General features: G+C 47.7%; 17 protein-coding genes. 6 read left to right on the forward strand and 11 right to left on the reverse strand.

The window, feature by feature from the left end:
• Positions 1 to 64 precede the first annotated feature (64 nt).
• From R2083_RS02950 to R2083_RS02970, 6 genes are all read right to left on the reverse strand, one after another.
• A complete protein-coding gene (locus R2083_RS02950; RefSeq protein WP_317537448.1) occupies positions 65 to 1,504 on the reverse strand; it encodes a class I adenylate-forming enzyme family protein in 1,440 nt (479 codons plus the stop codon).
• Between the two features lie 12 nt (positions 1,505 to 1,516).
• A complete protein-coding gene (locus R2083_RS02955) occupies positions 1,517 to 2,785 on the reverse strand; it encodes an FAD-dependent oxidoreductase (protein ID WP_317537449.1) in 1,269 nt (422 codons plus the stop codon).
• Entirely contained in the window at positions 2,778 to 4,076 is a 1,299-nt protein-coding gene (locus R2083_RS02960) for a hypothetical protein (RefSeq protein WP_317537450.1), read from the reverse strand. The genes R2083_RS02955 and R2083_RS02960 overlap by 8 nt, the downstream gene beginning before the upstream one ends.
• A complete protein-coding gene (locus R2083_RS15375; RefSeq protein ID WP_411172422.1) occupies positions 4,073 to 4,330 on the reverse strand; it encodes a phosphopantetheine-binding protein in 258 nt (85 codons plus the stop codon). Before R2083_RS15375 ends, R2083_RS02960 begins: the two co-directional genes overlap by 4 nt.
• A 582-nt stretch (positions 4,331 to 4,912) precedes the next feature.
• Entirely contained in the window at positions 4,913 to 5,524 is a 612-nt protein-coding gene (locus tag R2083_RS02965; RefSeq protein ID WP_317537451.1) for a hypothetical protein, read from the reverse strand.
• A gap of 268 nt (positions 5,525 to 5,792) precedes the next feature.
• Entirely contained in the window at positions 5,793 to 7,058 is a 1,266-nt protein-coding gene (locus tag R2083_RS02970) for an NAD(P)/FAD-dependent oxidoreductase (RefSeq protein ID WP_317537452.1), read from the reverse strand.
• A gap of 226 nt (positions 7,059 to 7,284) precedes the next feature.
• Here R2083_RS02970 and R2083_RS02975 point away from each other — a divergent pair.
• Positions 7,285 to 8,048 (forward strand): IS5 family transposase gene (locus R2083_RS02975; RefSeq protein ID WP_317530936.1). Its coding sequence is split into 2 segments (ribosomal slippage): positions 7,285 to 7,600 and positions 7,600 to 8,048, totalling 765 coding nucleotides; the frame shifts between segments, so codons are not numbered across the junction.
• Between the two features lie 37 nt (positions 8,049 to 8,085).
• Here the strand turns inward: R2083_RS02975 and dnaE are convergent.
• Positions 8,086 to 11,574 carry a DNA polymerase III subunit alpha gene (gene dnaE / locus R2083_RS02980; protein ID WP_317537453.1) on the reverse strand — a complete coding sequence of 1,163 codons (3,489 nt, stop codon included), beginning with the start codon at positions 11,572 to 11,574 and terminating at the stop codon, positions 8,086 to 8,088.
• A 62-nt stretch (positions 11,575 to 11,636) separates the two neighbouring features.
• Between dnaE and yegQ the strand changes: the two genes are divergently transcribed.
• Positions 11,637 to 13,004: a tRNA 5-hydroxyuridine modification protein YegQ gene (gene yegQ, locus R2083_RS02985; RefSeq protein ID WP_411172426.1), complete on the forward strand. Its 1,368-nt coding sequence runs from the start codon at positions 11,637 to 11,639 to the stop codon at positions 13,002 to 13,004.
• Here yegQ and R2083_RS02990 read toward each other — a convergent pair.
• Together R2083_RS02990 and R2083_RS02995 are read right to left on the reverse strand one after the other, a co-directional pair.
• A complete protein-coding gene (locus R2083_RS02990) occupies positions 12,960 to 14,009 on the reverse strand; it encodes a hydrolase (RefSeq protein ID WP_317537454.1) in 1,050 nt (349 codons plus the stop codon). The two genes, yegQ and R2083_RS02990, sit on opposite strands and share 45 nt — an antisense overlap.
• Before the next feature lie 159 nt (positions 14,010 to 14,168).
• Complete coding sequence (locus R2083_RS02995) at positions 14,169 to 15,914, reverse strand: methyl-accepting chemotaxis protein (RefSeq protein WP_317537455.1); 1,746 nt, start codon at positions 15,912 to 15,914, stop codon at positions 14,169 to 14,171.
• 555 nt (positions 15,915 to 16,469) lie between these two features.
• Between R2083_RS02995 and R2083_RS03000 the strand changes: the two genes are divergently transcribed.
• Genes R2083_RS03000 through R2083_RS03015 form a run of 4 tightly spaced genes read left to right on the forward strand, consistent with a single transcriptional unit; the run spans position 16,470 to position 20,650 of the window.
• Complete coding sequence (locus tag R2083_RS03000; protein ID WP_317537456.1) at positions 16,470 to 18,113, forward strand: ATP-binding protein; 1,644 nt, start codon at positions 16,470 to 16,472, stop codon at positions 18,111 to 18,113.
• A gap of 40 nt (positions 18,114 to 18,153) precedes the next feature.
• Positions 18,154 to 18,561 carry a response regulator gene (locus tag R2083_RS03005; RefSeq protein WP_317537457.1) on the forward strand — a complete coding sequence of 136 codons (408 nt, stop codon included), beginning with the start codon at positions 18,154 to 18,156 and terminating at the stop codon, positions 18,559 to 18,561.
• A gap of 6 nt (positions 18,562 to 18,567) precedes the next feature.
• Positions 18,568 to 20,025: a response regulator gene (locus R2083_RS03010; protein WP_317537458.1), complete on the forward strand. Its 1,458-nt coding sequence runs from the start codon at positions 18,568 to 18,570 to the stop codon at positions 20,023 to 20,025.
• Positions 20,018 to 20,650, forward strand: a complete 633-nt coding sequence (locus R2083_RS03015) for a response regulator transcription factor (protein ID WP_317530015.1) — start codon at positions 20,018 to 20,020, stop codon at positions 20,648 to 20,650. The genes R2083_RS03010 and R2083_RS03015 overlap by 8 nt, the downstream gene beginning before the upstream one ends.
• Before the next feature lie 18 nt (positions 20,651 to 20,668).
• Here R2083_RS03015 and R2083_RS03020 read toward each other — a convergent pair whose 3' ends face one another.
• Together R2083_RS03020 and R2083_RS03025 are read right to left on the reverse strand one after the other, a co-directional pair.
• Positions 20,669 to 21,331 (reverse strand): alpha/beta hydrolase, encoded by a 663-nt coding sequence (locus R2083_RS03020; RefSeq protein ID WP_317537459.1) that lies wholly within the window; start codon positions 21,329 to 21,331, stop codon positions 20,669 to 20,671.
• Between the two features lie 6 nt (positions 21,332 to 21,337).
• Positions 21,338 to 21,646 (reverse strand): (2Fe-2S) ferredoxin domain-containing protein, encoded by a 309-nt coding sequence (locus R2083_RS03025; protein WP_317537460.1) that lies wholly within the window; start codon positions 21,644 to 21,646, stop codon positions 21,338 to 21,340.
• Between the last annotated feature and the right edge of the window lie 35 nt (positions 21,647 to 21,681).

Below are 21,681 nucleotides of genomic sequence, written 5' to 3' on the forward strand. Positions count from 1 at the left end.
CATTAACGTTTCGGGTAGATATGGATTTTAGAAATGACTGAAGAGTTGTATTTTTTAATCAAAACTAATATCTAACTAATTTTTGACTATATGTCATTGGCAGTGATTCGACAAAATCTATCTTTTGCGGAATCTTATGAGGAGAAAGATAATCTCGGCAAAAAGTTATCAATTCCTCTACATCAATTTTTTTTTCGCCATTATACAAGACGACCTCTGCTTGAACATATTCACCCAGAAGATTATGCATACAGCCGCTTATCCGACAAAGTTTTATAGCAGGGTGCTGATTTAGAACCGCCTCCACTTCTTCTGGGAACACTTTATTACCCGCAACATTAATCATATTTTTCTTTCTTCCTGCTATGCGTATCAGTCCATCGATGTCCATAGAAGCAAGATCCCCCGTGTGAAACCAACCGTTTCTTAGAATATCTTCTCGGCTGCAGGGAGGATCAAGATAACCATCCAGCATGCCGGGGCCGCGTATTACTAGATTTCCTGTTTTTTCAGAAGGCAGAATACTGCCTTGATCGTTGATTATCTGTGCCTGGTAATCTGGAAGGACATAGCCTATAGCATCAGGGTATTCTTTATTTCTTTTAAAATTGAGGATGGGAAGTCCAATTTCGATGATGCCATAAGCTTGACTGACGGGAATATCAAATCGATTTGAAAACATCTGGCATTGTGCTCCAGCAATAGAAACGGATGTGGAAATGACATATTTAAGAGAAGGCATTTTTCGTCCACTTTGATCATTGATCAATAGACGTATGTGCAAGGGTGAACAATATAGTAGAGTTGCCTTATGGCGGTTGCTGTTTTCAATAATGGTATCCGCCATGAAGTTTTTACAAATGACTATACTACTTCCATAGCGCAGATAAAGAATAATTGTTACTACAAAATGATAAGCCATTGAAAGAACCCAGGTAATAGTATCCGCTGGTCCGAGCTGGAGTACTCGATTGGCTGACTCAGTGCGTTCTGCGATGCTTTCATGAGAAAGAATGGCACCTTTGGAAATACTTGTGGTGCCGGAAGTGAAACGAACGAAGGCGGGGTTTTTGACATGCGCTGCAAAGGGGATTCGCTTATTAGCATTATTGAAGAAGAATAAACGCCAATCCTGGTAAGTAAGTTTTATTAAGTCCGGTGTATTATCAAAATGTGCTTTACTAGTGTGATCAGCCAATATTGCATGTAAGCCCGTGGTCTTGACTATTTCATGAACTTCGTCAGTTGTAATCTCATTGGAAAGCGGGATGACTACAGCCCCACACTCCATCACAGCAAAGCATTGCGCTATAAAATAGCGACTGTTTTTGCCCATCACGGCCACGCCAAGATGAGGTGCTATATTAAGAGCTTTCAAATTTGCTGCAATTTGTCTAACTAAGGCTTCCAATTCTGCATACTTCACCATGCCCCATTCGTCGACTATTGCTGTATTGTTCGGCCAACGGCGTGCGGATTGGTAAAGAAAATCCGGTATTTTCATAATGATTTTTGTTCAAAAAAAGAGCAATCGTTGAACAGTCGCTATGGTTGTTTCATAACTTTCATTATTAATAACACCTGCTGCTAGATGACCTGCCGCATATCCTGTCGCCAAACAAGTTCCGATAACTCTGGCACTGGCAAGCGCTTCTTCAGAAGCCGAGATGTTCCTGCCAGCAAACAATAGGTTTTTTATAGTGGCTGATTGTAGTGCCCTTCCCGGTATGTCGTAGTGATCATTTAAAGCGAAGTACTCCAGATGAAGTTTTTTTCCTGGTACCCATAACTCAATGGGCCAAGTCCCCCGAGCTACAGCATCCTGCACTTTTTGGCAATTTATGACATCTTCTTTTTGTAGAGCGATCTTTCCGACATTACGTGGTCCGGTGCGGATGCCCACTTCGGGAGCTATCATTGACAGCACAGCATTCTTGAATAAATTGTTGTGAGTTTTTAAATAATCCACAATTTCAGTCACTGCTTTTCTCGCAAATAACTGCAATCGAGTAATCTCGGATAGATCATTCCCTACTTCTAAAGGGAGTCCTAGCTTGAAAACAGCCCGACTAAATTTCAGGCTGCCAGGAATTATCGACAACATTTCATAGTGTTTTGGGTACAACCCATCTTCGATACCTTTTCGGATGCTGCGTAAAAGACTAAGACTGAGCTTTTGCTCATCATTTGTTGCAATACCCGCCATAATAAAAGTTTGCGCTGCGGCTTGATATTTTTCGTTTTCGACAGTATCCACACCAGCAAAACGTGAAACGACGGATTCGCCGGCCGAGTCTATCACGACTTTGGGTTGAAAGGTAATAGGTCGATTATGGATGATTGCGCTGACTTTATGAATGCGCTGATTATCTTTTTCAATTTGTATTAAATGCGCATGAAGGTAAAGCGTTATATTTTTTTGTTGCACAATCTCATCACAAAGTCGAATAAACGCGAAGTGATCGTAAGGCAAAAAGCGAAGACCGTTTTTATAAAAAAAAGGGTAGGAACTGCTTAAAACCTGGAGTTTCTCAGCAAAGATGTGAGGGAAACCGCCGACCGCATACCTAACAACGGGATCGTCATTACGGTAATAAAGCCCACAGATCGTACTTACATAAGCAGCAGTTGCTTTACCTCCGAGAGTGGCGTTTTTTTCTAATAATACGACATCTGCTCCTGTCTCTGCTGCTCCTACCGCTGCCGCAATACCTGCTGAGCCGCCACCGATGATAAGGATATCGGGGTGAGCTATATTGCTATGAGTAAGAAGCTGTTCACTCAAGAAGATTTTTCCGTAAAGATGACTCAAACCAGGAAATATCTTCCTTGCTCACAGTGGTTTCGGTATAGGCAATAATGGCGTGAAGCTTCTGCTGGAAATCCATGAAGATAATGGTAAAACCTGGGTGGCTGCTATTGGGAGGATAATGAATGGCATTACTGACGGGTAACCCGCAGAAGATGTTAAAATCATCCAGCGTTTTGCCGGTATCGGAAAAAAAGAAACTGGCCAGCGCGCCGTGGGTGGGAGATTTGACAATTTTTTCATATAACCACAGCGGGAGCCTCAGCAACAAATCCATCATAATACTAAAACTGGCTGGAATGTCTTTGCGCATTTGGTCGATCATTTGTTGCTGGATAACAGCAACGGTTTTTTGCAGAGCTTCCAGGTGCTGAGGGAAAAGCCGGTAAAACAAATACGATAGGTGATTTCCGACGACTGGGCCGAAGGCGCCTTTTTTTCTGTTATTGTGAGGAACAGGCACCCAAATCGCGGTGACCGTCTTTCCCTTGCGTTTAAGCAAATCACTAAAGCTGTGCATGCACGCCGCAAGCAAAAACGGACTTCTCCCGAATCGGGCGCCGTAATGTTTACAGTGGACAGCGATTTGCTCAGTTTCTGCTTCAGAGAAATACAGTGTGTGATAGGAATTGGCTTGCCGGCTGCCGCTTTTTCCCAAAAAAGAAATCGGCATGGGTTTTTTTTCAAAAAAAATGAAATCCCTGGTTTTCTGCGTTTGCTTCAATTGCTCAATGAGAGTGAAGGGTGAATTCTTTGAGGCAAATAGCTGTATTGGTTGATCACCAAGAGCATTTCCTAAATAACGCACTAAAAATTCTGCGCCCTGAGCATCCATTAACAGGTGGCTCCAAGTGAGCAACAGAGTCGTGTGGCCGTGTTCACGGGAAATCAAATCAACTTGAAAGGGAGGGTCGTCACGGGGTTGGATATCCTTCGCGAAAAGCTCATTGAGGATGCCGTCATCCTTTTGGGGCACCTCAAACTTTTCGATCGGAATGGGGTGCGACGACGGTATCCGTATCCATTCAGGCAACTGGAGTGGCCACTGTTTTTTTAACCGCAGAGAATGTAACCAGCAGAAAATCGGATCGCCGTTGAGGGTTTGTTTCAATCGGTCAATATCCAATGGTCCTTCTACGGTCACCGCAAAACGGCCGACGTTGCCCTGCAGCCCATACCGGCGATGGTGTCTGTCGAGCAACAGCTGGAAATAATCCGAGCCGCTCAGTAACAGCGTGTCGGGCCATCCTGATTCATCGGGATTCATGAAAGCTTTTGGTGGACGTAATTTGCCAGTGTTTCTGAAGAACAGATATTTTCTTGACTGAGCGCCTCGTCAGAGAGTTGCAAGTGGTATTGCCGCTCTACGAAAAGAATTATCTCGATCAATGAAAACGAATCGAGACCCAAATGCTCCAAAGGAGTTGCCGGTGTGACTTCAGTGCCACTCGCCACGAGATGACTGCGAATGAAAAAACAGATGTTTTCAGCGATCTCGGAGGAAGAAATTGGGGTTATCATGCGCAACGCAGGATGGTTGAGTGTTGGGTTGATTGGGGAATAATCAGATGCATTGTTCAGTCCCTTGGTCCCTTGAGAATCAATTTATTATTAACTATTTGTGTGAAGGGCATGATTTTTCATGGATTCATTCGTTAACTTTCACACAACTCATTAATGTTCATTAGCTTAAAACCGCATCCGATGTGCTAGTAATGATTGTTATTATATCAAAGCGAAATTCTCTAATGACGGTCATTTTTATGGTTAATTAGCAGGTTGGCAAGGGTATATATGCCAAGTTGATGACATACAATGACAAGTGCTTGATAGATGCGGCGCGCGGATGGATTGGACAGTGAATCTCGAGGGTATATTCGGAACCTGTAAAAAAGATGGCGAAATTCGGTGAAGAAAAGCGAAGCCAATTCATTAGGAATTTCCCAAACATAACAGGAAAAACCGCCCGGCTTCCACTCAGCCAGGCGCTCGATAAAATCGGGCATCTGCCTCAAAAGGCTCATTCATTATTCGTCGAGTATTCAAGGCGATCAGGATTCATTCAGACCGTCATTCGCTGTTTTTTCCGCGTCAAATTACCGGTTATTTTGTGTATACGATAAGATTTTTGGTGACTGGATCGGTGATGATGTCCTTGACCTGACCCTTTTCATTCCATAGCAATTGATATTCACTGAAGCTGTCAATCCACATCCGCCATAATGGCGCATCCATAGTTGGATTTTCATCCGTTAAGGGATAACCAACTGACATGATGACCTGCTCCTTGGTCATGCCATTCATTACTTTGCCAAGTTTAATGGCGTTCTGTATTTCCTTTGGAAAGGTCGCCAGTTTGATGTTAGGGTCTTCCGGGACAATAATTCGTCTTACATATTGCTCAAGCGACAGGGATTTGCGCGTGTAATCTTGACCCAGGCGTATCGGCTTGCCGCCCAGATTTAAATGAGCGCGGTTTCGCCCATACTCGGTCACTGAAGCGGGAGTTCCTAGCGGAATCATGTCCCATTTGGCATACGTCAGCTCACTTATCCAGTCTCCGCCACCTTCATTGCGTAAGTTGCAACAGGTATACCCGGAGATAAGTGGAGCAGTTTCGTTGGTACTGCCTGGAGTCCCGATTGAGCTGCATCCCGTTATCAACACACAGCTGAGCACCAATATGACGATAAAGCCAAGGTTCTTAATTTTCATTTATATTCCCCTTTGATTTTTTTGAACGATCAATGTGCGGCATAAGCGTTTTGTTTATAGTAGAGATTTAACCCAATCTGATGATTTCTAAGGTAAGGCGTACTCAGTTTTGCAGCCGCAATGGAAAAAATTCCCAATAAACAAGGCTATACATAGTTTGATCATGGCATGGAAAATCATTGGGCTTGGTTTCAAGAAGATTCCGCAGAATACTAGACCTCGACATCAAAAATTGTGTCATTCGAATAACATGAACAATGTGCTCACTCTAATGAATCATTAATTCACGTGGATCTTCTCCTTTCATGCCATATTGAGTAATAAAACGCAGCAGGCCGACACTGTAGGGCGATGTTGATGCTGCGCCGCTGAAAATTCGACCCATATGCTTGTCGATATGCGGATAAAGTAGTTTAACTATAAGATTATTTTGCATACTCTGCCCGACTTTGAAACACGTGAACAGTCGTCCATCGTAATAGTAGCTGACGATTTCTTGCCAAATCTTTAAGTGATGTTTTTCTTCATTTTCATATTGCTGGAATGCGGCTTGAGATCCATTGCAAATGGTCTGTGCGAGTTTGAAAGCGCCTTGCATGCCGAGAAAGAGTCCACTTGAAAACACGGGATCAATGAATCCAGCTGTATCACCTACCAGCACCCAACCATCGCCGAACATTCGTTCAGATATCAACTGGTAGTTCGTATATTCCATCACGGGAGTAATTCGCTGTGCGTTAGCAGCAACGGTTTTCAGCACGGAATCCTGCTTCAGTAAATTGTCATACCGTTCCTCTTTGGTTTCGCCGAACTTCGGCAAATGCTGCGAATTGATCACCATCCCCAACGAAACGCGTCCTGGTAGAGGAATTCGCCAACTCCATCCATGATCCAGCCGGGTTGTATGTACATGGCCTTCATAATCCAAATGGGTTTGATCAACATGAGCGAATAAGGCGGTATCTTTACGTGTACCTTCTTTGCTTCCGATGTTAAGCAGTTTTGGCAACAAGCGTACTCGACCCGTTGCATCGACAATCATGTCAGGATGTTGCGCAAAGAAACCGTTGGTCGCAGCAAGCGTATCCGGGGTCAAGATAACTTTGTCAGTATTTGGAATGCACTCGAGGTTAGCGGGCGATTCATAAACCATTGCGCCATTCTTCTTTGCCACCTCTAATAAAGCAATGTCGAACTGATCGCGTGGTACATTATAGGCATAGGTTGCGGTAGTACCCGTGAGGTTTTTGAAGAAGAACGAAAAATTGATTTCCTTGCTCAAATTAAAGGTCGCCCCGGGCTTGAACATACTAAAGCCGCGGATCGCGTCTTCCACGCCAAGAGTTTGCAACATCGGAATAACAGCCGGTACAAGTGATTCACCTACAATAAGCGGTGCTGTCTTGGGTTTATGCCACATGGCCACCTGCAAACCAGCCCGGCACAACAAAATTGCCAGTGCACAGGCGGCAGGTCCGCTACCCAGTATGGCTACAGTGTTAATCTTTTGGTGAGAATGGTTACCAAAATTCATAAATAAAGTTATAAGAATAAACAAATATCAGAAAAAACACAGGCAATGTAACATATCTAAAATCACGACACGAGTATTGATTTGCAAGCTAGACAGACTGTTCCTGATCCGTCCATCCCAAAATCAAAACATACACCTATAATGTATTAATGCCGATAAAGTAGCCTATGAAGCTTGTGTGAAAGCTAAATTAGGGCCTGTTAACGCTATTTGATATAATTTGGTGATGGAAATCACCGAAACTCAATATCAACAGATCGAGCACTGCCTGCCGCGTCAGCGTGGCAACGTCAGCCATTCCAATCTGCAAGTTCTCAATGCCATTCTTTACGTTGCCGAGCATGGCTGCAAGTGGCGAGGACTTCCCAAGCGATTCGGCAACTGGCATACCATCTATACCCGCATGAATCGCTGGGCAAAGAGTGGTGTACTGAGCCATGTATTTGGGCAACTTCAGCATCAGCAAATCATCCGTATCCGTATTGAAACTGTTTCGCTGGACAGCACCAGCATCAAAGTCCATCCCGACGGTACGGGTGCGTTAAAAAAAACGGCCCCCAATCCATCGGAAAATCTCGAGGTGGATGGACCACCAAAATTCATCTGGTTGCCGCAGATTCCAGAACAACCATAAGCTTTGCCCTCTCGCCCGGTCACGCCCACGATGCGCCAGAGGGCAGGCAGCTTTTGCTTTCCCTCGGTCCCGTCAATACGCCCACCTACCTGCTGATGGATCGTGCTTATGAGGGCGACCAAACCCGGCAACTGGCACTAGATTTGGGTTACATCCCGGTTGTTCCGCCCAAAGCAAATCGCTTGTCACCCTGGGAATACAACCGTGCCATGTACAAAAAACGCAACGAGATCGAACGATTGTTCAGAAGGCTCAAGGGATTTCGCCGCATCTTCTCCAGGTTCGATAAGCTCGATGTCGTCTTCATCTCCTTTATCCACTTCGCTCTCATCGTCGAAGCAATCAGATTGTGTTAACAGGCCCTAGTTTGGCTGGAAGGGTGGATTAATAATTTCAATAACCAACTTCAACGTTCCCATCCCCGAAATGCGCTTTCAACGCCTGCAACAACTCATCATGCAAATAAACTCGCCAATCATTCCCCAATTCCAGTTCCCCGCTCGCCAAATCATTGCTATAGACGACTGTAACCGGGCAGTAATTCGCATAGTTTTTTTGCACCTGAGAGGTGAAGGGTGTCAGTAAAGCTTTGAGGCTGGAGATTTGTCCAATGGTGTTAGCATCGCAGCTGATTCTAAGTTGTCTGGCGAAGCGTGAGCGGATGCCGGCGAGGTCGTAGAGTTGTTCGGCGGTGATCCGGAGTTCGTCGCCTTCTTCGCCGTTGTAGTTGCGGTTGCTGATTTTGGCTTCGGCAATTAGTAGTTGATCTTCTTTTAACCAAGCGCGATTGGCGTCGAACAATTCGCTGAAAACGACCAGTTCGACACGCGCTTTGCCATCGTCTAGATTGATGACGCACATCCGGCCGCGGCGTGTCATTTGCACGCGCACCGAGTGGATGATACCGGCGATCAGTTGCGGTTCGCGGCTTGGATTCAGCCGGTCGAGCCGGGTGCGGATGAAGCGTTTCAATTCCGCTGCGTAGGTATCGAACGGATGGCCGCTGAAGTAGTAGCCCAGGCCGATTTTTTCCTGGTGCAGCTTTTCCCGCTCGGACCAAGCTTCAGTTTGAATCAGTTGCGTTTGCAGATGCGAGTGGTCGCCGGTTTCACCGAACAAATTGGTTTGACTGGCAGCCCGGCTCATCTGTTCGGCGGATTCGATTGCCACACCGACGGAAGCGATCAGGCTGGCGCGGTTGGTGTCGATGGTATCAAACGCGCCGACTCGGATCAGCGATTCCATCACGCGGCGGTTGGCGATGCGCCGGTCGACGCGGTTACAGAAATCGAATAAATCGCTGAACGGGCCGGTTTGTCCGCGTACTGCGATGATCGAATTGACTGCCGATTCTCCGGTGCCTTTGACCGCGCCGAGACCAAAGCGGATGGTTTTGCCGTCCACGGGAACAAAACGGTAGTCGGACAAGTTGATGTCGGGCGGGAGAATCGTCAAACCGTTGGCGATGCTGTCCTCGACGAAAATTTGCACTTTATCGGTGTCGTCCATGTCAGCGGATAAGCACGCTGCCATGAATTCGGCCGGGTAATGCGCTTTCAGGTAGGCGGTCTGGAAAGCGATCAGGGCGTATGCGGCGGCGTGCGATTTATTGAAGCCGTAACCGGCGAATTTCTCCATCAAGCCGAACAGTTCGGTGGCTTTGTCTTCGCTCAAGTTGTTATTGACTGCACCGGAGACGAAAATATCGCGTTGCTGCGCCATTTCCTCGACTTTTTTCTTACCCATGGCGCGGCGCAGCAAATCCGCGCTGCCCAGGCTGTAGCCGCCGATGACCTGTGCGATCTGCATGACCTGTTCCTGATAAATCATGATGCCGTACGTCGGTCCAAGGATCGGCTCCAGGCGCGGATCGAGATATTCGATCGTTTTCCGGCCATGCTTGCGGTCGATAAATTCCGGAATCAGATCCATCGGGCCGGGGCGGTACAACGCGACCAGCGCGATGATATCTTCAAAGCGATCCGGTCTGGCTTTTTGCAACAGGTCGATCATGCCGCGCGATTCAAACTGGAAAATACCGACCGCGTTGCCTTTACGCATCAGTGCATACGTCGCTTCATCATCGAGCGGCAGCGTTTCCAGTGAAAAAGGTTGAGTAGCGGCCGATCCGCTGTTTTGATGCGACTGACGGATGTAGCCGACGGCACGATCCAGAATGGTCAGCGTGCGCAGTCCAAGAAAGTCGAATTTCACCAAGCCGATTTTTTCGACATCGTCCTTGTCCAGCTGGCTGACCACCGAATCGGCGGATTCGGTGCAGTAAATCGGACAGAAATCGGTGATCTCGCTCGACGCGATCAGCACACCGCCTGCATGCATGCCGATGTTACGCGTGATGCCTTCGAGGCTTTCCGCCAGTTCCAGCAGATTGCGCACGTCTTCCTCTTCGGCGGCGCGCTGATTGAGCTGCGGTTCGAGCTGGCGCGCTTTTTGGAGCGTCATGCCGATCTCGAACGGTATCAATTTGGCGAGCTGATCGACAAAGTTGTACGGCAAGTCCATGACCCGGCCGATGTCGCGGATCACCGCCTTGGCCGCCATCGTGCCGAAGGTGGCGATTTGCGAGACTTTGCCGGTGCCATAGCGTTGCTTGACGTATTCGATCACCAATTCGCGCCGGTCCTGGCAGAAGTCGATATCGAAGTCCGGCATCGAAATACGCTCGGGATTGAGAAAACGTTCAAACAGCAAATCGTAGCGCAGCGGGTCGAGATCGGTGATGCCCAATGAATACGCCACCAGCGAACCGGCGCCGGAGCCGCGCCCGGGACCGACCGGCACGTTGTTGTGTTTGGCCCAGTTGATAAAATCGGCCACGATCAAGAAATAACCGGGAAATCCCATCTGAATGATGGTTTTTACCTCGAACTCGAGGCGCGCCTGATATTTCGGCAGCTTATCGGCACGTACTTGGGCATCTGGAAACAGTTCAGCCATGCGTTTTTCCAGGCCGATTTCGGCTTGGTCGCGTAAATACGCATCAAGACTTTCGTTATTGGGTGTAGGGAACAGCGGCAGGCGGTTGACACCCAGCTCCAGCACCAGATTACAGCGCTTGGCAATTTCAATGGTATTCGCCAGTGCGCTGGGGATATCGGCGAACAGTTGCGTGATTTCGGCCTGGTTTTTGAAATATTGCTGTCCGGTGAAATTTTTCGGGCGGCGTTTGTCATCCAGGGTGTAACCTTCGGCGATACACACCCGGGCTTCGTGTGCGCGGAATTCTTCCGCATTGAGAAACTGTACCGCCTGCGTGGCCACGACGGGTAAATTCAATTGGCGCGCCAGCGCCAGCGATTGCTGCACCAGCATGGCTTCATTCGGGTGGCCGTCGCGCTGGATTTCAAGATAAAAACGCCCGGGAAACAAACCGGCCCATTTGCGTGCCTGAATTTCGGCTTGTTGCGGATTATTCTGCAAAATGGCCAGGCCGATGTCGCCAAAGCGGGCGCCCGACAGCGCAATGAGTCCTTGCGTTCCCCCTTCATCGGAATGCAGCCACGATTCCCTGATCTCGGCCCGGCCGTGATATTGATTTTCCCGGTAAGCGCGTGACAATAAGCGGGATAGCAACAAGTAACCGTCGCGCGACTGGCACAGCAATAACAACCGGATCGGCTTGTTGCGGTCGGATTCGTTGGTGATCCAGACATCGCAGCCGAGTATCGGTTTGATGCCGTTTTTACGGGCGCTTTGGTAAAATTTCACCAGCCCGAACACATTGGCGAGATCGGTTAGCGCCAGCGCTGGCATTTGATCCGCTACCGCTTTGGCAACGACATCCGGAATCCGGATGGTGCTATCCAGAATGGAGTATTCGCTGTGCAGCCGTAAGTGAATGAAAGCAGGGTGAGCGGGCATGGTGGTACAATTCGAGTTCGCGGAAACTCTGTCATTTATACAATCGAGCGTTATTCTACCTTATGTTGAAATCACCTGAACTTTTACTTCCAGCCGGTTCTTTGGACAAAATGCGCATTGCCTATGCGTTTGGCGCTGACGCGGTGTACGCCGGGCAGCCACGTTATTCGATGCGTGCGCGTAACAATGAATTCGCGTTGGAACAATTGCAAACCGGGATCACGGAAGCGCATGCGCTGGGGAAAAAATTCCTCGTGGCCAGCAATATCATGCCACATAACGCCAAAGTGAAAACCTATCTGGACGATATGGCGCCGGTCATTGATATGAAGCCGGACGCGCTGATCATGGCCGATCCGGGATTGATCATGATGGTGCGGGAGAAATGGCCGGATGTGCCGATTCACCTGTCGGTTCAGGCCAATACCGTGAATTACATGGGTGTTAAATTCTGGCAGAAAATCGGCTTGACGCGGGTGATTTTGTCGCGTGAATTGTCGCTCGATGAAGTGGCGCAGATCCGTGATTATTGTCCCGACATGGAGCTCGAAGTGTTTGTGCATGGCGCGTTGTGCATTGCGTATTCCGGCCGTTGCCTGCTGTCGGGCTATTTTAATCATCGCGATCCGAATCAGGGCACGTGCACCAATTCATGCCGCTGGGATTACAAAGTGAAATCCGCCGAAGAGAATCCGAGTGGTGACATTCAGGAGATTGGCAAAATCGATTTTGATTTCGGTCAGGCGATGCAGCAGTCCGAACAATCCGCCCTGTCTGGCGGTTGCGGTTCGATTCCACGGCATCCAGCCGCCGATCAGGTGTATCTCATCGAAGAAAAAGAGCGTCCTGGCCAGCTCATGCCGATCATGGAAGACGAGCACGGCACGTACATCATGAATTCCAAGGATTTGCGTGCGGTCGAGCATGTCGAGCGGCTGGTCAAGATCGGTGTCGATTCACTGAAAATAGAGGGACGCACCAAGTCGCTATATTATGTGGCGCGCACGGCGCAGGTTTACCGCAAAGCGATCGATGACGCCGTGGCCAATAAACCGTTTGATCTGGCCTTGTTAGGGGAGCTGGAAGGTTTGGCGAATCGCGGCTACACCAGCGGTTTTTATCAGCGCCATAGCACGCAGGAAACGCAAAACTATCTGCGCGGGCATTCGGAATCCAACCGTAGTCAATACGTCGGCGATATCACCGGTTTTGATGAAACCAACGGTATGGCGGAAATATTGGTGAAAAACCGCTTCCAAGTCGGCGACCGGCTTGAGATTATTCATCCCGCAGGCAACCAGGTTGTCGAGTTATCGCACATGCTGGATGGCGCTGGACGGCCAGTGCAGATTGCACCCGGCAGCGGCCATCGCGTTAAGATACCGTTAGCCGGAAATGTGCAGAACGCTTTTGTCGCGCGCTTCTTCTGAGCCAGCTTGCTGGCACTGGTAATGGAAGAAACTGAGAATTTTTTGCGGCAGCCAGCTTAGTTTTCCTGGGAACGGGCCTTGCATGAATCCGGCGTGACCGCCTTCCTCCGGAAATTCCAATGTAACCATGGGCGATACTTCAGCCCGAGCGGGGAGTACCGATGCCGGCATGAAAGGATCGTTCCGCGCATTGATCACCAATGTAGGTACCTGTACATGCGGCAACCATTGCTTGCTGCTGGATTGCCGCCAGTAATCATCGGTATCGCGGAAACCGTGCAAGGGTGCTGTGACGATATTGTCGAAATCATAAATCGACGCGCATTTTTTCAGCGCATGGGCATCGAACAAACCTGGAAATTGTTTTAATTTATCAGAGGCTTTGTCTTTGAGTGTATCTAGGAAATGGCGCGTGTAGACTTGATTAAAGCCCTTGTCCAGAGCCGCGCCAGCCGCCGCCAGATCGAGCGGCACGGATACTGTTGCAACCCCAGCTACTAGCTCTTTGGCGCGCTCTCCTTGCTCTCCTAGCCATTTTAACAGCGCATTTCCGCCCAGCGAAACGCCCATCACATACACCGGTTGCACTGTGTCAGTTGTTTGCGCCTGAGTCGTGATCCGCCGCAGCATCCAGTCGATTTCACTGGAATCACCGGCATGGTAGGCGCGCGATAAGCGGTTAGGCTCACCGGAACAACCGCGGAAGTGAATGACGGCGCTACGCCAATGATGGCGTTTCAGGCTGTTGATCATACTGAGAATATAGTGGCTTGATGAACCGCCTTCCAGACCATGAAAAAATACGACCAGAGGAGATTCGTCCGAACCATCGCTCCAGTCGACATCGATAAAGTCCCCGTCATCCAGTTCCCAGCGCTCGCGCCGGTAGGTAAACCGTTGTGCCGGTTTATTGAAGTAAGGGTAGAGTGTTTGCAGGTTGCCACCGGGCAGCCAGGATGGTGCTGTGTAGTGCGCTGTATACAAAGGAATTGTGTTTCCAGGCATGGGTATTATTTTACGCTGCGGCATTCGGGTTGTTTATCGCTGTTTAATTTCAGTGAATATACCCTAACTTGCACGGATTCTAAAACAACAATGGCCAGCTGTTCAGGCTGGCCATTGTGGTGAGGCCGGGGATAAACTAGAGAAGGGGCACGGCTTCTACTAGAATTCACTCCATTGGTTATTGTGATCGCCGACAGCGATTTTAGCTCTTCTTGGTGATTTGGATCTGGCGCTACGCACTGTAGCATCGCCAGTCAGTCCATCATGCTCCGTGCTGTTCTTGTCAGCCAGTTGAACCACGGTTGCCGGTTTTTTGCTGCTGCTCTGTGACAGGTGGAAAATAGAAATAGCGCCGACCAATTCGTAGGCCTGCTGCTCCAGTGAAGCGGCTGCAGCGGCGGCCTGTTCGACCAGCGCTGCATTTTGCTGCGTGACTTCATCCATTTGCGATACCGCTTGCGTGACTTGCTCGATACCGGTGTTTTGCTCTTTGGAAGCGGAAGTGATGTCCGACATAATTTCGGTTAAATTTTTGATGGCCATGACAATTTCATTCATGGTTTGTCCGGTTTCATTGACTAATGCAGCGCCTTGATCGACTTTTTTTACTGAGTCATCTATCAAAGTTTTGATTTCTTTCGCCGCCGTAGCGCTTCGCTGCGCCAGATTACGCACTTCGGTTGCTACCACGGCGAATCCGCGGCCTTGTTCACCGGCTCGCGCAGCCTCAACGGCGGCATTGAGTGCCAGGATGTTGGTTTGAAACGCTATGCCATCGATGACACTGATAATGTCTGCAATTTTGCTTGAGCTTTCGCTGATGGATGACATTGTCGAGACCACTTCCTGCATCATTTCGCCGCCTTTGGTGGTGATGTTGCTGGCGGTCATCGCGATCTGATTGGCATTGATTGAATTATCCGTATTTTGACGCACGGTCGCGGTGAGTTCCTCCATGCTGGATGCTGTTTCTTCCAGTGAAGAAGCTTGTTCTTCGGTGCGCTGTGAGAGATCCAGGTTACCCGAAGCGATCTCTCCAGTAGCTAGACGTACCGACGCAGCATTTTTCTGCACATCCAGCACCGTTGCGCGCAGGTTAACCCCCATCTGACTCAACGCTTTCAGTAGTTCGCCAAATTCATCGCCGCGGCTCACCGAGAATTTGTGCGTCAAATCGCCACCGGCCAGTTTATTGGCGATATCAATCGCTTGTTGTAGCGGTACCAGGGTATTTTTGACCATGCCGTAGGCCAGATAGGCTATTAATGCGATCCCGGTTGCTGTTATTGCGGCAATCATGCCACTGAGTGATGCGGATGCCTGAGTTTGCGACAACTCCCACCAGCCTATACCGCCGACCGTCAATAAAAATAGAGCGGGTATTGTCATTGCAAGTGCAATGCGTTTTCTGGTGGTCATTTTCAGGAAAGCTTGCAGTTTTCCGATGAAATCAGTTCGTACAATTTGTCCTTTCTCGATTTTCAGATTTTTTGCTTTGCCTTCGAGAATCTGCTGATAAGCTGGTGCTGCTTGCTCGATTGCCGTCTGTGATGCTTTGGTGCGAACCGATAAATAACCGGTGATCTGGCCATTTTCTATTAACGGTGTTGCATTGGCGTTGATCCAGTAGAAGTCGCCATTTTTACGGCGATTCTTAACCAAGCCGGTCCAGGGTAAGCCCTGTTTTAATGTGGCCCATAAATCTTCAAATGCTTCGGGAGGCACGTCCGGATGGCGCACGATATTGTGTGCTTTGCCGATCAGTTCTTCTTCTGAAAAACCACTGACCTCGACAAATGTGGAATTGATATAGGTTATCCTGCCTTTAGTATCCGTTGTCGATACGATTAACGTATCATCATCGATGGGATACTCGGTGTTTGTCACCGGAAGATTCAGTCTCATGATTTATCCTTGAGGTTTGTTCGTATGAGACTGGGCTTACGGTATATAAAAAAATAGATTCTGTCGGTGATTTCTTTTTTTATGAGGAAAATATTCCTCTTGTTATATAGGAATTATCTTATAGATTTGAAAGGTTATTGTGAAATGAGAATTGAAGAGCATATAACATATGTTTTATCAGCGGAATTTCTTGCATTGCTTGTAAATAAGTTAATAAATTGCCTTATTTCCGAACGATAGCTTGGTAATTTTTTAGGTTAATATGTAATTGAGAAAAATTGCTCATAAAAGAAATTTTGATGAACGGAATTTTGATTTGAGCAATCCTCGCGATGGCAAGATTCTCATATTTAGATCATTTTTATTGGGTGTGATGAGGGGAATTAACGCAATGATCAGAAAATACAATCAGAATATTCCTATAGTTTTTAACGCTCCAGGCAGATACTATTGACGGTTATCAATATTAGTAAGTATCCAACCGGAATGGCAGCTAATGATTGAGATGGTAGCGATGATCAGATATCTGAATATATGCATATGGATTGATGGCGAATGAATGCACGGAAAGAATCCGGTTGGGTAGAAAAATTTTCTCCAGATGTGCTCTGGGATGCACCGGATAATCAAGGGATGCATTCCGGGGCGAAATCAATTGCAAAAATGCCAGCGCATGGAATGCAATTGCTTTCATGCATATCTCATGATGGCAACGATCATTCAGAAATCGCCGAGACCAAGACGCAGGAGAGACTGACTAAACTGGCGTGTTTATATGAAATTTCACGCGCCATGTTGCGGATACATTCTGTTGATGAACTGTGCCAGCAGCTGATTGAACACATGCGGCTTGCGTGGCAGTCGTATGATCTGATTTTTCCTTTCATAGAAATTGATGGCAATTTTTATGCAGCAGGCGAACCCGGGTCTTTGTTGATTCATAAATTTTCTGTCCCGCTGCTGGTAAATGGCGATGTTGCCGGTCAAGTGGGCGTACTTTCCGAGGATATGCGTGTTACCAGCTGGCCGGAAAATGAAGACACGTTATTTTTAAAAAATATCGCCAGTGACCTCGGATTATGGCTGGAACAAAAAAAGCTTGCTGACGCCCAAAATGCATTAGTGCATGATGTCCGGATGATCGAAAGCGCATTTAACGCTCACTCCATCGTTGCGATAACCGATAAAACCGGAAAAATACGCTATGTTAATGAAAATTTTTGCCTGGTTTCCAAGTACTCGACCAGTGAATTAATCGGGCAAGATCATAGCATTGTTAATTCCGGCTACCATTCTAAAGAATTCATGAAAGACTTATGGGTTACTATCACCCAGGGTCAGGTCTGGCGAGGAGAAATCAAGAATCGCGCCAAAGACGGCACGTACTACTGGGTCGACACGACGATAGTGCCTTTTCTTGACGGTGACGGATTGCCCTATCAATACGTGGGGATACGAACTGAAGTAACGAATTACAAGCAACTGGAACAAAAAATGGAAGAGCAAGTAGCGGAATTAGCCCGCTCTAATGATGAGCTGGAACAATTTGCGTATGTTGTTACGCATGATCTGCAAGAGCCGCTCCGTGCCATTAACAGCTTCGTTCAACTACTTAAAAAATATTGCGATCAGCAACTGGATGAACGCGCCAGGGAATTGATTACACATGCGGTGGCCGGTACCAACCGGATGCAAATCCTCATTGATGACTTGCTGACATATGCACAAGTCAATGCATGCCAAACGCTCGCAGAAATTGATTGCGAGCTGCTGTTGGAGAATGTGTTGACTGACTTATCCGTCATTGTGGGCGAATGCAACGCGGTAGTGACCCACGATAAACTTCCCGTGATCAAAGGTATTCGCTTCCAGTTTATTCAGTTGTTTACCAATTTGATCAACAATGCGCTCAAGTTTCGCAGAGATCAATTGCCCCAAATCCATGTCGGAGTAGAAGAAAATCAAAGCGAATGGATTTTCTCGGTCATCGATAACGGCATAGGCATTGAAGAGCAGTATCTGGAACGTATTTTCCGGGTATTCCAGCGTTTGCACAGCCGCCGCGAATATGCCGGTACCGGGATTGGTTTGGCCATTTGCAAGAAAGTGGTGGAACATCACGGCGGGAAAATCTGGGTCAAATCAGCGCCCGGCATCGGTTCTTCGTTCTATTTCACAATTCCGAAAGTTAGTTATTAAGATGCAACAAAAAAGAAATGTTGATCCCAGAATGATCCTGATGATCGATGATAATCCGACCGATGTGTTATTGATCAAAGAGGCTTTTGCATTCTGTGAGGGAAATTGTGAAGTGTATGTCGCTGAGGATGGCGTTTACGCACTGGAGTTTTTAAGGCGGCAAGGGGAATTTCTATCTGCGCCGCGTCCGGATATCATCCTGCTGGATTTAAATATGCCGAGAAAAAGCGGGTTGGAAGTTTTAACCGAGCTGAAATCAGACCCCGATTTCAAGAGAATTCCCGTCATCGTTTATACCTCTTCCGTGACAAAAGAAGATATCAAAGCGGCGTACAACCATCATGCCAATAGTTATATCAGAAAATCGGTGGATTTTGACGATTGTATAAGAACTGCAAAATCGATCAAGGATTTTTGGTTTACTTCTTCTGTTTTATCAGAGCCTTGATTAATCATGACTTCATCTAAAATTCATATTTTGTTGATTGAAGATAATGAAACGGATGCCATACTCGTACAAAATGATTTACAGCTCGCGATGGGCGATCAGATTACCGTGGTTCATGCCGAACGATTAAGTTCCGCGCTCGAATTAATCCGCAAGCAGCCGTTTGATTTAATTCTGTCCGATCTGACATTGCCAGATAGCGATGGGGTTACGACAATCAACCGGCTGCGTGAAAGTGCCGCGAGTATTCCTATTGCAGTTCTGTCATTTAGAGATGATGAAAAACTGGCGATCAAAGCGATCAAGGCGGGTGCGCAGGATTATCTGGTGAAAGGCAGTCTGACCGAAGGGGTTCTGGCGCGTGTCATCCGGTATTCAATCGAACGGAAGCGCTTGGAAGAGGGGAGCAGAAAGGCGCAAAAGCGGTTCCAGACAGTGTTTGAGAAAGCGCCGCTGGGAATTGCCCTTATCAACTTGCAGACAGGAAAATACTATGATGTCAATCCAATGTATGCCTGCATTGCGGGCCGCAGCGTAGACGAGCTTCTCCACCTCAATCAATCGGACATTATTCACCCGGACGATGTGCTGTCCTATCGGAAGGAGATCGAGCTTTTCATTCATCATCAATCGCACGATAGCAAAATAGTCAAAAGAGTGTTGCGGACGGATATGTCCATCATCTGGATCGAGATGTCCCTGGTGCCGTTTGAATCCATGGATGGCCAGGAAATCTGTTATTTATGCATGATTGAAGACATTACGGAACGAAAGCGGATGATCGAGAATCTGCGCCATTTAACGACGCATCTGCAGGATGTCCGGGAAGAGGAAAGAACCCGGATCGGCCGGGAAATACACGATGTTCTGGGCGGCACATTGACCGTTCTGAAAATGGATCTGGATTGGCTGTCAAAAAAAATTACGGCGGATCCCATGCATGAGCGGATAAAATCGCTGTATGCCTTGACGGGCGAGGCAATTGAGACTGCGCGCCGGGTGTCAATCAATTTGCGGCCTAATGTACTGGATAATCTCGGGTTGTATGGTGCCATCGAATGGCTGGTGCGTGAATTTGAACAGCGTACTAATATAAAATGCTACTTGGAATCCGTCATATCGGCCATATCTTGTAATAACAAGAACTTTGAAACCAGTATTTTTAGAATAATTCAGGAAATATTTATCAATATCACCCGGCATTCGCGCGCCACGAGAGTGGATATCGAACTCATTGAAGATGATACGGATATTGTGATTACCATTAAAGATAATGGCGTTGGCATTACGGAATCACAACTGCTGAATCCCGAGTCATTTGGAATTATAGGCATGAAAGAGAGAACACAACAGTTTGGCGGTACGCTGGAAATAGCCGGTACTCCCCTTCAGGGCAGTGTCGTAACACTCAAAATACCGCTGACCATTGCGGTAACCAATGTCGGGGAATTAGTTCATGATTAACGTTCTGATTGCGGATGATCACGCTTTATTTCGTGATGGCCTGAAAAGGATATTTAACGAGACGGACGATATCAATGTCGTTGCGGAAGCCATAGACGGTAAGGATATTCTAAAGAAAACACGGGAATTTGACTGGGACATCGCGCTGCTGGATATTAACCTGCCCGATATCAACGGTCTGGATATTCTGAAGAGAATATTAACGACCAATGCTTCGTCATGTGTGTTGGTGCTCAGTATGTATCCGGAAGAGGAATATGCGATCCGCGCGATCCGCTCCGGTGCTTCCGGTTATTTGACCAAAGACAGTCCTACGGATCAGTTGATTAACGTGATTCGCCGTTTGGCGAAAGGTGGGAAGTACGTCAATCCGGAATTGGCCGAGAAGCTGTTATTCAATCCGGTGATGGAATCGGATAAATTAACCCACACGACCTTTTCGGATCGCGAATTTCATGTGTTTAAACTGATTGTTGCCGGTGAATCGTTAACTGCCATCGCCAATAAACTGTCGCTCAGTGTCAAAACGGTCAGCACGTACCGCTCGCGCATTCTGGAAAAGATGAATATGAAGAATAATGCGCAACTGGTACGGTACGCGATACAACACCGGCTGGTGGAATAAAATCCGCTGCGGGTTTTATTAAAGCTGGTTGGAAAAGTAGTTGAGTATCAGCTGCTTGAGTATCGTCAGCTTGCCATGAAAGAAGTGCCCGGCGCCGGGTATGAAAACAATGGGTTGCGATACGGGCGCCGCCCATGTCAACACCGCTTCAGGTAATACAATATCATCCTTGTCCCCTTGCACGATCAAAGCGCATTGCGTCGTTTCAGGCACTGGCGGCGCTTGCAGATTAACCACCGAGGGTGCGACTAGAATCAGAAACTCCGGAGCCAGTCGCTCGGCAACGTGCAGTTGAATCGCTCCACCGAATGAAAACCCAGCCAGTAGCAGTGGAATATCCGTGACTTGATGTGTGAACTGTTCGCGTAGGGTCTGCGTGACTGCAAGCACGTCGTCGATCTCGCCGCTGCCATGATCGAATTGACCTTCGCTCAGGCCCACGCCCCGGAAGTTGAATTTAGCGGTAATAAATCCAAGTTCCAGCAAAGTCGTGAATAAAGTATGCACAATCTTGTTATCCATGGTTCCGCCGTGTAGCGGGTGCGGATGGGCGATGACGGCAATTCCCTTGGGAACCGATTGAGGTTCGCCCAAAACGGTTTCGAGCCTGCCCGCGGGGCCATCGATGAAAAACTTTTGCGTAGCCAGTGCCAAGTTATCGGTCTCAATGCGTGTCAGCAAAGTGAATCAGATTTTCAAGCGTTCAACGATGTTTCCTTTGATCAGATGTTCGTCGATGATTTCGTCAATGTCGTCCTTGTCGATATACGTGTACCACGTTTCTTCCGGGTAAATGACGATCACCGGGCCTTCATCACAGCGATCCAAGCATCCGGCGTTGTTGATGCGGACTTTTTTTGGGCCGCTCAGCTTCAGCGATTTAATGCGCTGCTTGGCATAATCGCGCAGTTCCTGCGCACCGAAATCGTTGCAGCATTTGGCGCCACCCTCGCGTTGATTGGTGCAGAAAAAAACATGGTGCTGATAATAACTCATGAGTATTCCTGGAAAGAATGTGAAAGAAGGTAAGT

The organism is Nitrosomonas sp. Is35 (assembly GCF_033063295.1).
Taxonomy (GTDB): domain Bacteria; phylum Pseudomonadota; class Gammaproteobacteria; order Burkholderiales; family Nitrosomonadaceae; genus Nitrosomonas.